The organism is Chitinophaga sp. HK235 (assembly GCF_018255755.1).
In the GTDB taxonomy this organism is placed as follows: Bacteria; Bacteroidota; Bacteroidia; order Chitinophagales; family Chitinophagaceae; genus Chitinophaga.
In genome coordinates, this window is the sequence record NZ_CP073766.1 from 6,469,448 (window position 1) to 6,484,741 (window position 15,294).

Genomic DNA, 15,294 nt, shown 5'->3' on the forward strand with positions numbered 1-15,294 from the left:
CAGTCTTTTTGCGCAGATGATTTTTTTATTTATTTTTATTAAAATTTTTTTCCGATGCCTGTTAACCGTAACGCATTAATAAGATATAAAACCATTGATACCTGCCTCCGAAACCGCCGCCGGCGCTGGACTTTAGCTAATCTGATCGATAAAGTTTCCGAAGCTCTTTATGATTATGAAGGCATGGAAAAAGGAATCAGCCGTCGTACTATACAGGCTGATATACAAATGATGCGCAGTGATAAGTTGGGTTATAATGCGCCTATTATTATAGTAGACAAAAAATATTATACCTACGAAGATGCTGATTACAGTATTACCAATATCCCGCTGAGTGATCATGATCTCACCCGCATGACGGAAGCAGTAGAGGTACTAAAACAGTTTAAAGGGTTTACGCACTTTCAGCATCTGAATGATGTGGTGCAGAAGCTGGAAGGCCACGTATATGCTTCTGCGCATGATCAGCGTACGGTGATTGATTTTGAGAAGAATGAGCACCTGAAGGGATTGTCACACCTGGCGCTGATCTATGATGCCATTATCCGGGAACAGCCCCTGCTGATAAAATATCAGTCCTTTAAAGCTAAGTCGGCCAGCAGTATGCATCTGCATGCCTGGTGGCTGAAAGAGTTTAAAAACCGCTGGTTTGTGGTGGGTACCAAAAATACTTCCGCTGCCATCGTCACCCTGGCACTAGACAGGATAGAGACCGTACAAATCGATGAAACAGAACTTTACCGGCCTAACACCGGTGGATATACGCCGGAAGAATATTACCGACATGCCATCGGCCCCACCGTGTCGAATATAAGGCCGCAGCTGGTGACCATTCTGATCACACCGGAACATGCGCCTTATGTAATCACCAAACCGCTGCATCATAGTCAGCAGGTCATATCTGTCAGTGAAGAAGGTACCGTGATCTCCATTGAAGTGGAACATAATTTTGAACTGGAGCGGGAGATATTGGGATTTGCAGAAGGGATGAAGGTATTGGCGCCGGAGAAATTGCGGAAGATGATTCAATATAAGCTGAACAAGGCAGCAGAACGATACCATTTTTGATTTAGAGATTTTTTGATTTAGAGATTTAGAAATTTTGGAATTCTTCCCAAAATTTCTAAATCTCTAAATCAAAAAATCATAAATTAAAAACTATCCCAGTTTTTCAATTCTGAAGTCGAGTCTTTTATCTTTCTTAAAGTATTCCATGATCATAACGGAACCACTTTTGGCAGGCAGTACCTGCATACGGCTGGCTTTGGATTTCAGCTCGATTTTGTCTTTGCTGAATTTAGTGCCGTTATAACGGATAGAGTTAAACGTTTTTCCTTTGTAATTAGCTGTTTTTTCCCAGTCGCTGTAACAAACAACAAAGTTGTTCTCATCCGGGTTGCCAGTGGTAAACTCATAGTCGAAGTAGCCCTGCATTTTAATGAACATGGCCAGTGCGTGCTGGCTGGCGTAATCTGCCATTTCTCCTCCGATAGCTGTATTATCCCGTTTCTCGTGGATGGAAGCGCCTTTCAGCTTAAAGTCCTTATCAAATTCCATCATCACTAAATCGGTCACTACAATTTTGGTCACACCGGCACTCCTGGCGCTGCGGGACATGACACTGAGTGCTGTCAGGGCAATACCTGCAGCATCGGCCTGTCTTTTATATCCTTCTCCTACAACAAAGATCTTTCCGTCTGCTGTCTGGATCAGTTTATGAACATACAGGAAGCCGATTTTGTCGATTTTGCCTTTATTGTTGGTAGGCAGGTAATGAGCGATTTCCTTGGTCCAGCTGTTGTATGTTTTGTTTAATACTTTACCGTTTGCATCCAGTTCATAAATGGCGAGGCCTTTGCTGAAGTCTTTCAGGATATTGGCATCTTTATCGAAGTAGCTGCCCATCACGATAAATTTACCATTTCCTTTTACTGGCAAAATGCTGGCAGGAACAAAGGTGACATCATCATTTTCATCGTCCAGGTCAAATACTTTCTTTTTGGTTTCATGATTAATACAAACCAGGTGGGCAGTGCCGCTGCCGCTCATTTTCCTGTTTTTCTTGGTTACTTCCAGAAAGATCAGGCTGTCGGTAGCCATCAGGAATTCAGCCTGGGCAAAACGTTCCTTGTCATCTTCCGGTTTGTATGTCCACATTTTTTTCTTGTCAGAGGAATACACGTCCACTTCATAGGTTACATCGCGGCCGTCTCTCAGCGGCATCACGGATACAAAACCTTTTGTACCCACCTCAAATACATTCTGGTTCATCCCCTCATCAGTATGCAGGGTTTCATACTGGTTCATCAGGGCATCGGTCTTTTTGGTATATGGCCGGGTGTAGGTATATTTCAACTTACCATCCAGGTCATATATTTTCATTTCCAGGGTCCTGTCTTCTCCGTTTTTAAAGAGGAAAGCCAGGGTGTTACCGTTAAAGGAGGATTCGAGCAGACTTAATCTTTTAGTGTCTTCAAACTTGATATCCTTCCCTTTGTTGAGGTTTTCGTCGAGAATCTGGAGGGTATACTCATTTGTCTTACGGTCAATTTTATCACTCTGATAGAGATAATAATAACCTTTGATCTGGTCTTTATCGGTGATAGCGCCGCTGCTTCTCAGGTAGGCGCTATACACTTTGTCAACAGATAATTTTGCCTGGGCCGATAAGGAATGGGCACCAAGGCTACTCAGCAGCAGTACTGCAGATAGTTTTCGAATCATGGTATAAGGATTATAGGTTACTGTTTTATAAAAAGGGAACTCTTATTTAATTGCTCTTTGAAGGCAGGGTAGCTGCTTAGCTCTCCGGAATATTGCTGGAGATAATGATAACCTACTTCGGCATACTCTTCCAGATAAAGGTTCTGGAAGAACTGAAGTACCAGGTTATATCCGGGTGTAAATTCCGGAGCCGGGAGGTCTACCATTCTGCCCAGGGTATGGGCTTTCCGGGCGGTGTAGCTGCTATTCATGATCCTGCCTATCTGTGTGACCAGGTATGGATCTTTCGGGTATTGTTGTAACAGTATAAGCGTGTGATAGAAGCTGTTGGAATATTTTTCTGCCTGATAGGCGTATTCAATGATTTCGTATTTAAAGGTGTTTTGCAGGGTGGAGAATCTTTCCTTACCGGTCAGATACAGTTGTCCTTTAGCAGAACCGTTTTGGGCGATAGCCGGCTCCAGCAGACGGATACGGGTCTGGCAGTCGGGGTGGGTTTTGAGTGAATCATCCATATCGCCTTTGGCTTTTACAGAAGCTCCTGCACCCAGGATACTGCTGCTTTTAGCAATCCATTTATCCCGGAAAGGGAAGGTAGCGGGGTTTAATTCTCTTTTGAAACAGGCCGCGATATCGATGGTGTCTTTATCAATTTCATCCAGCAGTTTTAATGCGGTGACAGCCCCGGAAAGGTCAAATGAAGTGTTTTTCAGCAAGGCTAGGGCCATGGAGTCGGCTTGTGATTCATGGTCTCTGCTGTGACGGCGGTGATTAAAGGCCACCTTTTTAGTGAGCTTCTCCAGCAGTTCCCTTTTGCGGAATTCGGTATGTTTTACCTTACGGAGTTCCTGTTGATAGCTAGTACTGTTGATGGTGCTGATATATTCTGAAATGCTGTTATCACTATGCTGCAGTACATAGTGAGCTATCTCATGGCATAATACAAAAGCGGCCTGACTTTCGTTTTCCAGTTTTTCGAAGAGGCCCATATTAAAGAGGATGATCCCCTGGCCGATATAACTGGCATTGGGTTCGCTGGTACGTGAAAAGTAGCAGTGTAGTGGATATGCCTTGAGGGAAGGATTTCCTTTTACGATAACATCCACCAGATCTGCTATGTACTTGCGGGCAGGTTCGGCTGTATAAACCTCTTTCCGGTCGAATACGCCTTTTATATGCTCCCATCTGGAATTATACACTTCCTCGTAATCCTTGCGGTATTTCGATGGCAGCGCGGTGATGGTGAGCGCGGTTTTGTGTTGCTGTTCAAACTGAGCAACCAGTTTGTTGAGCATTGGCTGGTCTACGGTGGCCGGTGTAAATGGAGCGTGCTGTCCCACTACGGGACCTGCTATAAAAAAAATAGCACTAAAAAATGACAGTGCAAATCGCGTAACAGTTGACATACAACAGGTTATAGGTACATTGGGATAATGGGGGCAAATATAGCCAAATAGCAGAAAGGGGCTTGTAAATTTTTACATAAAGATATCATGTGCCTGATGTAAACCAGGATGGTCATTAAAAGCAGAAAGCCGGCCCATGGACCGGCTTCTGTTCTCTCAAAACATTCCTCTTTTAATTTCTGTATACTCTTACATAATCCACTTCCATGGTGTTGCGTGTAAAAGCGGGATCGATGGCACCGCCAAAGTTGCCGCCCATGGCGAAGTTGAGCAGAATAAAAAAGTCGTGGTTAAAAGGCAGCCCTGCTGCATTGTTGAAGGTGAAGTAAAGTTTATCATCTACATACCAGCGGAGTTGTTTGGGAGACCAGTCCAGCGTGTATTTATGGAAGGCTCCCGTTTCGTTGGCTACCATGGTAGTGCCGCCGTCGCCGTTACTGCCGGCATGTCCGGGATGATGTACTGTTCCGTAAATTTTCTGTGGTTCATTGCCTTTATGTTCCATGATGTCAATCTCTCCGGAAGCAGGCCATCCAACGGTGGAGATGTTACTGCCCAGCATCCAGATGGCGGGCCAGGTGCCGCCGGCAGCGGGGAGTTTGGCGCTTACTTCTATTCTGCCGTAAGTGAAATTAAATTTGCCTTTGGTGAGCAGTCGGGCCGACGTATAGGCCATACCGTTATAACTTTCTTTAATGGCATTTATTTTCAGTGTACCATCTGATACTACGGCATTTTCCAGCCGGTTAGTATAGTATTGTGCTTCTGCATTGCCCCATCCGTTGTCGCCGGTGCCGATATCGTAACCCCATTTTTTAGAGTCGGGGGCGCCGTCGTTATTAAATTCATCAGACCATATCAGGGCTGTTGAAACGGGTACCACTACCGAAATGGTTTTAGCGAGTGTAAGGCCATCGGCGCTTTTGGCGGTGACGTTAACGGTATACGTATGTTCTCCTGGTGTATTATAGGTATAACTCGTATATCCGTTGGCGGTAGATTTAATATAGCCGTTACCGAAGTCGTAGTCAAAACTTACGGCGTGTTCGGCGGTGGCGGTAAAGGTTACGGTGCCGGTGCTGTCCTGGCTCACAGTGGTGCTCACGGTGAGGTTGAGCGGCGCTACTTTCTCAGCCGGCTTAGTTTCTGTTTTCCCGCAGCTGGTCAGGCTGACCAGCAATGCCATCATTATTCCTGTTAACTGTTTCATACGCTATTGTATTGCTATAATTTTTACATACCAGGCTCCCGGGTCCTGTACACAACGAAGGGTCATATGGGTATCGGTTCTTTCCAGTACCTGGAATTTATGTGTACCGAGATACATGCCCATATGTCCTTTCACGGGGAAGGTGATAAACTCTGTGGTAGCGCTGCCATCGTATCCGAATGTTTCGGTGTACTCGGCGGCTTTGGGACCGGTGAGCGTGTAGTCGCCGGTACTGGTAAGTGTTGGATCAAAATCCTTCAGGTATTCCTTTTTGCCAAAGAGGTCGTTGTTGGTGGTATGGGTGAACACGTTGCCGCTGGCATTAAACGTATATACGTCATCGTAGATGCCGAGACCGTCTTTTTCATTAGGACCGGCAGCCCACCAGGCGGGTGTGAACACATCGGCGGAAGATACGCCCAGATGGCCGGGGGCGTCTTTGTCTACCCGCCATTTTTTGATGCCGTTGTTGGTCAGCATTTTCACCAGATCGGGGTTGGGAGTGAAGGCGCGGTATATTTCGACGTCTACGGTGCTGGAGCTGGAGATGCCTGCTTTACCGGAGGCGATTACGGTGATGGTGAATTTTTTGGTGCCGGTATGTTTATAGCCATAGGAGATGTTACTGACAGTACCTGTTTTAGGCTGCTGACCATCGCCGAAGTCTACTTTGTAATTATAGGCATGTGCTGAGTTGATACTCAGTTGTATGTTGCCGGTTCCGTCGCCATAGGGATGGGTAGCGTCTTTCCCGTTGATGGTGACGGTGAGTACCGGTTTGCCTGGCGTGGTAAGGTCGCCGAAGCTGTAATCATTTTTGTCGCAGCCGCTGGCAAACAGCAGAATGACAGCTAACAGGAACGGATATATGATAGATCTGATCATGGTCAATGTGCAATTAGTTGGTTAAAACGATGTCGTCAAACAGTATCGTATAGTTCTGGCTGCCGTCGCCGAGGGTACCGTTGTCGAGGAAGAAAAGGATGTTCTGCAGTCTTTTGCTGTTGTCAGTGATTTTACTGCTGAAGTCGAAGGTCAGTTCTTCCCAGGCGTTGGCAGTGGTGGTAACGGCTTCCACGTTTTCCATGAAGGAGTTGTCGCCGGACCTTTCCAGTTGCAGCAGCACACGAAGCCCCGGACGGAAGGAATACACTTTCACCTTGAATTTTTTATTGCTGGTGAAATCGAGGGGACTGCTCATGGAGATGTAATTGCCTGCCCAGGTCTGGTCTTTTGTTTTCACGATTTTACCCACAGTAGCGCTGGTGTTGATACCGGAAGGGTAAGGGTTGGGGATGATGGTGGTGTTACTGCCGCCAAAATCGCCCCAGGCGTAGTTGACATCTGGTTGCTCGAAGATCATGGGCAGGGTGAGCGCATTGTAGATAGTCACATCTTTGGTGGCGCTGGTGCTGGCAGCGCCTCCGCTGAGGGCTTCCACTTTTACGGTGTATTTACCGGCGCTGGCGTAGGTATGTGTAACACTGGCACCTTCGGCTATGAGTACGGGTACTTCATTGGCCGCATCGCCGAAGTACACTTTAAACCCACCGGTTGCATATAACGCGGAGGCCGACACGGTAAGATCGTGCAGGTTGGCGTTGGCAGTGATGGTTAAGCTTTCAGGTGCCCGGAATGTTACAACCAGTTGTTTGATAGTTTCTGATTTCAGTCCGGTGATGCCGGTGGCGACCACTTTCACAGGGTATGTCCCTTCCTTATAGATGTGGGTGGTGTTTTGTCCGGGCAGCACACGGGTTGGCGAGATGGAGGCATCACCAAAATAGATATCGTAGGCGGTGGCCCCGGCGCTGTTGGGCGTGATGGTAACCAGGCCGGAGTTATCGTTGCTGATGTTGAAATTGATGGCCTGATCTGCAGGCGCGGTGCCTGTTTTCAGGAAGTCGGTATTATCAAAATTGTCTTTGGTGCAACTGCTGCCGGCGAGGGCTATCAGCAGCAGGAGCGGTTTATAGCTAAGTTTGTTCATGCGATGGAATTTAGGCGATTAGTAACCGGGATTTTGCGGCAGCTGAGAGATGTTCACTTCCAGTTGTGGGATAGGGAACAGTTCATTTTTACCTGCTTTAAAACCTGTGATAATGGTGGCGGCGCGGCCTGTTCTTACGAGGTCAAAGAAGCGGTCGCCTTCCATGGCCAGTTCCAGCCTGCGTTCGTCCCAGATGGCTTGTTTGAGAGCGGTACCGGAGGCGGTGACATCGTGGAGGTTATCGCGGAAGGCGCGACGGCGTACCCTATTGAGATAATCCCTGGCTTTGGCATCGTTGGCCGTAGTAGCGCGGTTGTTGGCTTCTGCGGCCAGCAGCAGCACTTCAGCAAAACGGATAGTACGGTAGTTGTTGAGATAGTTGAGTTCAGGCTGACCGGAAGTCTCGCCTTTGCGGGGCAGATACTTCTGATTGTAGAGGCCTGTGTTTTTATAAGGAGCTATCTGATAGGAGATATTGTAGTCGGGGTGGGCCGTTTTATAGGCTTCTATATCCAGTATGGTGGCGTCTTTGCGCTGATCGCCGGCGGCATATGCTTTGGCGAGGTCCTGTGAAGGCAGGTTGGTACTCCATCCCGGCGCATAAGGACTGGAACCGTTGAGGCCACGGATACCGCATTGTTGTACGGCATAGTTGCCCTGGCCGCGGGTGGCGGCGCCCCAGTTGTAATAAGGGAAGAGGTTGGAGTACTGTATTTCAAATACGGACTCAGCACCGTTTTCACCTGACTGCAGGAAGATATCTGCGAAGTTGGGCGCCAGGTTAAAGGGCCCGTTGACCACGTTTTCGAGCATGGTGGCAGCGGCATCGAATTTATTCTGATAGATCAGTACTTTACCCAGCAACGCCTGTGCGGAATAACGGGTCACACGGCCTGCCTGTGGATTGGAGGTGGGCAGCGCAGCGATAGCAGCGTTGAGGTCTTTTTCAATCTGGGCGTATACTTCAGCCTGTGGTGATCTTTTGAGGGTCCTGGAATCGGACATGTTCAGCCTTCTCTCATAAAACAGGGGCACATCACCAAAAAATCTCACCAGGGTGAAATAATAATAGGCACGTAGGAAATATACTTCTCCGTAAAGCGCATCTTTACCAGAGAAATCGATGCTGAGGCCAGTCAGGTTTTTATCCTTGTACTGGGTGAGATAGTTGGCGCGGTTGATACCTTCATAAGCCGACTTCCATATTTCAGTGAGGTAGTCGTTGTTGGGCGTATGGGTATAGTCATCGATCTGTTGCAGACCCAGTACGTCTGAAGCGTTTTCACCACCGGTAACGGAGTTGTCGGAAGCAATATCACCGATAGGGACGGTCTGGTTGAGCCATTGCAGGGGAGAATAAACGCTGACCGTCATCGTTCTGTAATCGTCAGCCGTTTTGAGATAATCCAAATCGGTTACGTTATAGTCTTCATGCGGGTCGTAGTCTACCCATTTTTTACAGGAGGACAGCAGCACGATGGTGATGAACAGTCCGGTTATATGGAGTAAGTTTTTCATTTTCTTCTTTTTACGTTAGATCTTACAGTTTAAAATCGATGCCTACAGACCAGGTACGGGCCTGTGGATAAGCGCCACGGTCCACGCCGGTGTTCATAATGGCGCCGGCTATTTCGGGATCAAATCCGGAATATTTTGTAAAGGTGAACGCATTCTTTACCTGTACGTATAGGTGTGCCTGTGAGAAGCCTGCTTTGCGCAGGAAGGAGTTGGGCAGCGTATAGCCGAGCAGGATATTTTTGACTTTCACAAAAGAGCCATCTTCCACATAACGATCGGAAGCTCTGATGTTGCTGTTGCCATCGGTGAAGGAATAACGCGGATGACGGGCATCGTTGGTGCTTCCCGGGCCGGTCCATCTGTCGAGTAGGTCCCTGAATTTATTGGTATAGTTGGCGTTTCTTTCGTAGGCTCTGTAAACGTCGTTGCCTACAGAAGCATAGGTGAACACGTTGAGGTCAAATTGTTTGTAGGCGAGAGACAGGTTCCAACCGAGGGTGAATTTAGGGAAGGGGTTACCGATTTGTGTCTGGTCTTTTGCGTTGATGACACCATCACCGTTTACATCTACAAAGCGAATGTCGCCGGGTTGGGCGCCGTCCTGTTTGGGGGCTTTCGCGATTTCATCCTGTGACTGGAACAGGCCATCGGTTTTATAACCATAGAAGTAGCCGGGTGCTTTGCCGGTTTCGAAACGGGTTACGTTTTGAGACACGCCATTGAAGTAGCCACCTCCTTCTATGTAGGCGCTGTTGTCTGTATTGGTGGCGGTTACAATGCTGCGGAAGGTGGTGAAATTGACGTTGGTATTCAGTTTCAGATCACGTCCGATGGTTTCGTTATAGCCTACGGTTATTTCCATGCCACTGCTGCGGGTGGAGCCGATGTTAGCATTCGGCACATCAGCAGTACCCATGTACAGGGATACGAATGGTTTGAACAGCAGTCCTTTTACTTCTTTACGGAAGTAGTCTGCGGAGACAGAGAATTTATTTTTATAGAAGGTAATGTCGAAGCCTATGTTGCCCTGTGACTGTTTTTCCCAGTTGATATTAGGATTGGCATAGGAGGCAATGGTGGAGCCGGGGGTGAAGGTGTTACCAAACGTATAGCCGTTATTGTTACCATCAACATAATTAGGGCCGCCGATGGTTACTTTAACGATAGGAGGTCTTACGCTTTCGTTACCTACCGTACCATAACTACCTCTTATTTTCAGGAAGTTGATAAAGTCGGACTGGAAGAAGTCTTCCTGGGAGGTTACCCAGCCGGCGGAACCGGAGAAGAAGTTAGCAAAGGGGTTGTTAATACCGAATGCGAAGGAGCCGTCCCTTCTGGCGGTGAAGGAGGCCAGGTATTTGTCTTTGTAGTCGTAGTTGATACGGCCAAAGTAAGACAGATTGCGGCGGAAAGAGTAGTAGTTGCTATTCGTACGGGCATTCAGGTTAGGAGCTACATCGCCGCGGGGATCACGTACCTGTGTGGAGACGCCGTTGATCACGGTGTCCCTGAAATATATCACGCCGGCTGAGTTGGTACCGGTGGCGGCGCTGAGGTCTGCCAGGGTCCAGGAGTTGTAAGGCACGTCCTGGGCGGTAGCTGTGAGGCCATTGGAAGTGGTTTTGTACATGGAACCACCGGCCACTACATCAAAATGGTGATGTTCTTTTACCTGGAAGGTGTAGTTGGCAAAAGCTTCAGCGGTGAAGCTGAAGTCACTGTTTTTGCTTTGGCTCACGCTGTTGTGGGCACTGGAGGAGATGCCACCCAGGCCATTTTTGATAACCACAGGAGTACCGTCGGCATTCATGGTGTTTTCCACATTGAGTGGTCCGTAGAAGGCCAGCGGCGTAAATGTTTTGCTGGTATTGTCCCAGTTGGTATAACCGAAGCGGCCGGTGAGTTTCAGGTTTTTGATTACATCATACTGTAGTTCCGCTTTCCCAAACAGTTTATTACCATTGTTGAGGTTGAAGGTGTTTTCCAGTTTGGTGAGCGGGTTGAAGATTTCAGACAGCAGCAGATTGCTGTAGCTGTATTTGCCGACCGTATTGGTTTCATTATATACCGGTACGGTAGGATCGAAGTTGAGTGCGCTACCGATGATGGAGTTGAATGCGTTTTCCGCAAGACCTTTGCTTCTGATATTGGTGAAGCTGGTGTTGAGGATAAATTTCAACCGTTTGGTGACGTCGAAGGAGAGGTTGGCTGTGGCATTGATTCTTTTGAAATTGGATTTGCTGCCACCGCCTACGATACCATCCTGGGCCATGTATCCTGCGGAAACGAAGTAGGTCATTTTATCGCTGCCACCGCGTGCGCTGGCGTTGTAGTTCATGATCGGTGCACGTTGGAAAATTTCTTTTTGCCAGTTGGTGCCGGCGCCCAGTTTGCTGAGGTCGGAGAAGATGATATTGCCGCCGGAGGCTACGCTGCCTTCGTTGATAATGGCGCCGTATTCTGCGGCGTTGAGTACAGGCATCATTCTCATGACTTCCTGGGTGCCATAGTTGGCGTTGATGGTCAGCTCTGATTTCTGGTTTCTTCTACCGCTGCGGGTGGTGACAACGATAACGCCGTTGCCGCCTTTTACGCCGTAGATCGCCGTGGTGGCGGCATCTTTGAGTACGTTCATGGATTCGATGTCTGCGGCATTGATGGCGTTGAGGTCATCGAGTGATTGCATTACCCCATCGATGATGACGAGGGGATCTGTTCCATTGTAGGAGGGGATACCCCTTACCAGCACAGTGGGTTTGGCACCCGGAGATCCGGTTTGTATCACGCTGACACCGGAAGCACGGCCCTGCAGGGCTTCTTCGGGCCTTACCGGCCTGAGTGCGGCAATGTCGGCACCTTTGACAGTGGTAACGGCGCCGGATACTTTAGTTACTTTCTGGGTACCGTAACCTACCACCAGTATTTCGTTCAGCTCACTGGGAGCGGTTTGCAGCACGATACGCAGGGGAGCTGCGGTGATAACCACTTCCCGCTGTACAAATCCGATAGCTGATATCTGGAGGGTTTTTTCGCCCGGGATGACGCTGATGTGGAAGGACCCGTCCGGACTGGCGGCAACAGCTGTCTTGCTGTTGCGGGACACAATCGATGCTCCGGGGATGGCTTCTCCCTTTTCATCGGTTACTTTACCAGTGACCGTAATGTTCTGCGCCCATGACATATTGGCAAACAATAACAGTACAGGCACCAGCATGCATTGAAGAATTTTTTTCATACGTGAGTTAGTTTTTACAGTTTCATACGGGATGGATGTCGCGCGATGATGCTGATGGTCTTTTCAGTTTCTTTTAGAGATTCCGGTTTTGATTTTAGTTGACAGGATTGTTGTTCTGGATGTGGTAAAATTATAGGATCTCTTTTGGTGCCCAAACAAATGCAGTACATCTCTACTACATCACAATTATTCAGTTTGTTGATTATCAATAAATTTCCACTACATCATTACTACATCATCCTAATTTTATATCTTCATTTCATGAGAAAAGTAGGGTTGCTTATCTTATTATGCCTATACACGTTTACCTGTGCCGGACAGAATACAATAGGGTTACCGCAGATCATTAATTACAGCAAAACTGATTTTAAGGCAGGCACGCAGACCTGGGATATTCGTCAGGATAGCAGGGGGATGATGTATTTCGCCAACAATGAAGGCATGCTGACTTACGACGGTAGTCACTGGAACGTATATCCGTTACCGAATAAGACCATTGTCAGGGCGCTGGCCATGGACAGCGCCGACCGCGTATATGTGGGTGGTCAGGATGAAATCGGGTATTTCTCCCAGGGAAAAAACGGAGTACTCACCTATACCTCCCTCAAACAATTACTGCCAAAATCGCAGAACAGATTCGCGGATATCTGGAGGATAGAGCTGTTTGGGGAATCGGTTTTTTTCCAGGCGTCGGACCGTATCATGGAGTACCGCAACAACAGCATCAAGATATATACTACCACCAGCGAATGGATGTATCTGCGAAAAGCGGGTAACAAACTGTATGCACAAGATAAGACCAACGGTCTGTTGCAACTGGAGCGGAATGAATGGAAACGGGTGATCACGCAGCAGCCCATGAATAATGTGCTGATTTCGGGCATGCTGTCAATCGGCCACGATAGCCTGCTGATCGCCACTCAGACCAATGGTCTCTTTTTACTGGATGCTCAGGGTGCTCTTTATCGCCAGGACAGCCGGCCCCCGGTCAATGTGAACCTGTCGGTATGTACCCGGATCAACGCGGGTGAACTGGTGGCAGCCACCACTTCAGAAGGCTGTCTGGTCATGGATTTTAACGGACGCATTGTACAAAAGATCTCCCGGACGGAAGGACTGCAGAATAATAATGTGCTCAGTGTTTTCCTCGACAGGGATAACAACCTGTGGGCAGGATTAAATAACGGCATCAGTTTTATCGCCTATAATGCTGCTATTAAATATATCAGTCCTAGTAAAACCAATGAGGTATCTGGTTACTCGGCCAGAATCTACAAAGGACAATTATATATCGCCACCTCAGACGGTGCCTATTATGTACCCTTGTCGGGCAGCGGTGATCTGAGTTTTTCGAAAGGTGATTTTACCCGTATTGCCAGCGGGCAGCATGAGGTATGGCGTTTCGATGAAGTTAACGGACAGCTGTTGATGGGGGAGCATATTGGTTGTTTTGAAGTTAACAATAATAGCAGTCATCCTTTGGCTTACGGACCGGGTACCTGGTTGTTTAAGCCTATGTCGTCGGTATATCCGTCTGCTCAGGTGCTGGCAGGTACCTATGCCGGGCTGCGGCTGCTGGAGTATGACCAGGGCCGGTTTACAGATAAAGGAATGGTACCCGGCCTGCAGGAATCCATCCGTTTTCTGGAAATAGACAACAACAATACCATCTGGGCTTCCCATCCTTACCGCGGTGTTTATCAGCTGCATCCGGCCCCTGACCGTAAAACGCTGTCCTTTCAGCTGTTTACCGACAGTGCCGGCCTGCCTTCTGCATTGAATAACTTTGTTTTTAAAGTGAAAAACAGAGTGGTGTTTGGTACCGTTAAAGGGATCTATGAGTTTGATGCCACTACCGGACGTTTTGTGCCTTCTGCTTTTCTGAAGCCGGTATTTGGTGATATGGAGGTGCGTTATCTGAATGAAGATGCGGAGGGCAATATCTGGTTCTGCAGCGGAAAAAAAATCGGTGTGGTCAACTTTCATCAGCCTTCTGCCGGCAAACCCTTTACCATCACCTATATCCCGGAACTGGATGGTAAAATACTGCTGGGCTTCGAAAACATCTATCCTTATAATAAGGAGAATATTTTCATCGGCTCCGAAAAAGGCATGATCCAACTGAATTATGAAAAATATGCAGGCAACAAACAAAATGTACACATTCTGCTGGGACAGGTGAGAGCCCTCGGAAAATCCGACAGCCTGATATTTGGCGGCTACTTCGACCGGACCACCAAAGGTTACCGTCAGGGAGAACAACAGGTGATGTCCCTGCCAAAAGGATACAACTCGTTTCATTTTGAATACAGTTCACCGGCATACGGACAACAAAACAATATTGAATACAGTTATCAGCTCGAAGGCTATGACAGCCGCTGGTCGGCCTGGTCATCACGACCGGAGAAAGACTATACCAACCTGCCAGAAGGGAGTTATGTGTTCAAAGTAAAAGCACATGACAACCTGGGGCATGAATCGGAAGTGATTAGTTACCGTTTCAGCGTAATGCCTGCCTGGTACAAAACCATCTGGGCCTATATTATTTACGGACTGTTGTTCCTGGCATTGCTGTATCTGTTGCATCGCTGGCAGCAGCGGAACCTGGCCCTGCAGCAGCGCCGTTTTGATGAAGAACAGAACCGTCTTAAATATATACATCAGCTGGAACTGGAGAAAAATGAAAAGGAGATCATTGAACTACAAAATGAAAAACTGGCCAGTGAAATCCGCTTTAAAAACAACGCTCTGGCAGATGCTTCACTGCATCTCGTAGAAAAAGAAGATGCCCTGGTAAAGGTAAAAGACATTCTGGCCAGCGTTTACAAAAAGAATGGTAACAATCCGGAAATCAAAAATGCGCTTTTATTGCTGGGTGATGTGGAAAAGAATAATGCCAACTGGGAACAGTTTGCTTCACATTTTGATGAGATCAACAATAATTTTCTGAAGAAACTGAAGACCAGATATCCGGTGCTAACCAATACAGATCTGAAGTTGTGTGCTTACCTGCAGCTGAAGTTGTCCAGTAAGGAGATTGCGCAGCTGATGGCTATATCCGTGCGGGGTGTGGAGATCAAACGATATCGTTTGCGGAAGAAACTGAACCTGCCTACCGAACAGCAGATGACTGATTTTTTTCATACCATATAACGGGATGTATTATGCGTATCAACAGAAGAGATTTTTTGAGAACGTCCAGCCTGGGCGT

General features: G+C 47.6%; 9 protein-coding genes. 2 read left to right on the top strand and 7 right to left on the bottom strand.

The annotated features are described in order from the left end of the window. Window positions 1-54 precede the first annotated feature (54 nt). Window positions 55-1,068 (top strand): YafY family protein, encoded by a 1,014-nt coding sequence (locus tag KD145_RS24615; RefSeq protein ID WP_212002486.1) that lies wholly within the window; start codon window positions 55-57, stop codon window positions 1,066-1,068. A 90-nt stretch (window positions 1,069-1,158) separates the two neighbouring features. Here KD145_RS24615 and KD145_RS24620 read toward each other — a convergent pair whose 3' ends face one another. The 7 genes from KD145_RS24620 to KD145_RS24650 all read right to left on the bottom strand — a co-directional run bounded on the left by KD145_RS24620 (window position 1,159) and on the right by KD145_RS24650 (window position 12,083). Then, window positions 1,159-2,724, bottom strand: a complete 1,566-nt coding sequence (locus KD145_RS24620; protein ID WP_212002487.1) for a DUF6770 family protein — start codon at window positions 2,722-2,724, stop codon at window positions 1,159-1,161. A gap of 17 nt (window positions 2,725-2,741) precedes the next feature. Beyond that, window positions 2,742-4,130: a M48 family metallopeptidase gene (locus tag KD145_RS24625; protein WP_212002488.1), complete on the bottom strand. Its 1,389-nt coding sequence runs from the start codon at window positions 4,128-4,130 to the stop codon at window positions 2,742-2,744. A gap of 172 nt (window positions 4,131-4,302) precedes the next feature. After that, window positions 4,303-5,340 carry a family 16 glycosylhydrolase gene (locus KD145_RS24630; protein ID WP_212002489.1) on the bottom strand — a complete coding sequence of 346 codons (1,038 nt, stop codon included), beginning with the start codon at window positions 5,338-5,340 and terminating at the stop codon, window positions 4,303-4,305. A gap of 3 nt (window positions 5,341-5,343) precedes the next feature. Continuing rightward, window positions 5,344-6,225: a PKD domain-containing protein gene (locus tag KD145_RS24635; RefSeq protein ID WP_212002490.1), complete on the bottom strand. Its 882-nt coding sequence runs from the start codon at window positions 6,223-6,225 to the stop codon at window positions 5,344-5,346. Between the two features lie 13 nt (window positions 6,226-6,238). Further along, the gene (locus KD145_RS24640) at window positions 6,239-7,330 is read right to left on the bottom strand and encodes a PKD domain-containing protein (RefSeq protein ID WP_212002491.1); all 1,092 of its coding nucleotides are present in this window, start codon (window positions 7,328-7,330) and stop codon (window positions 6,239-6,241) included. Window positions 7,331-7,348: 18 nt separating this feature from the next. After that, window positions 7,349-8,848: a RagB/SusD family nutrient uptake outer membrane protein gene (locus KD145_RS24645; protein WP_212002492.1), complete on the bottom strand. Its 1,500-nt coding sequence runs from the start codon at window positions 8,846-8,848 to the stop codon at window positions 7,349-7,351. 22 nt (window positions 8,849-8,870) lie between these two features. Then, window positions 8,871-12,083 carry a TonB-dependent receptor gene (locus KD145_RS24650; protein ID WP_212002493.1) on the bottom strand — a complete coding sequence of 1,071 codons (3,213 nt, stop codon included), beginning with the start codon at window positions 12,081-12,083 and terminating at the stop codon, window positions 8,871-8,873. 261 nt (window positions 12,084-12,344) lie between these two features. Here KD145_RS24650 and KD145_RS24655 point away from each other — a divergent pair, with 261 nt between their 5' ends. Then, a complete protein-coding gene (locus KD145_RS24655; protein WP_212002494.1) occupies window positions 12,345-15,236 on the top strand; it encodes a triple tyrosine motif-containing protein in 2,892 nt (963 codons plus the stop codon). Window positions 15,237-15,294 lie beyond the last annotated feature (58 nt).

Coding starts and splice junctions, on each gene's coding strand:
- KD145_RS24625 (WP_212002488.1), bottom strand. CDS start 4,130: ATGTCAACTGTTACGCGATTTGCACTGTCATTTTTTAGTGCTATTTTT.
- KD145_RS24645 (WP_212002492.1), bottom strand. CDS start 8,848: ATGAAAAACTTACTCCATATAACCGGACTGTTCATCACCATCGTGCTG.
- KD145_RS24655 (WP_212002494.1), top strand. CDS start 12,345: ATGAGAAAAGTAGGGTTGCTTATCTTATTATGCCTATACACGTTTACC.
- KD145_RS24650 (WP_212002493.1), bottom strand. CDS start 12,083: ATGAAAAAAATTCTTCAATGCATGCTGGTGCCTGTACTGTTATTGTTT.
- KD145_RS24615 (WP_212002486.1), top strand. CDS start 55: ATGCCTGTTAACCGTAACGCATTAATAAGATATAAAACCATTGATACC.
- KD145_RS24635 (WP_212002490.1), bottom strand. CDS start 6,225: ATGATCAGATCTATCATATATCCGTTCCTGTTAGCTGTCATTCTGCTG.
- KD145_RS24620 (WP_212002487.1), bottom strand. CDS start 2,724: ATGATTCGAAAACTATCTGCAGTACTGCTGCTGAGTAGCCTTGGTGCC.
- KD145_RS24640 (WP_212002491.1), bottom strand. CDS start 7,330: ATGAACAAACTTAGCTATAAACCGCTCCTGCTGCTGATAGCCCTCGCC.
- KD145_RS24630 (WP_212002489.1), bottom strand. CDS start 5,340: ATGAAACAGTTAACAGGAATAATGATGGCATTGCTGGTCAGCCTGACC.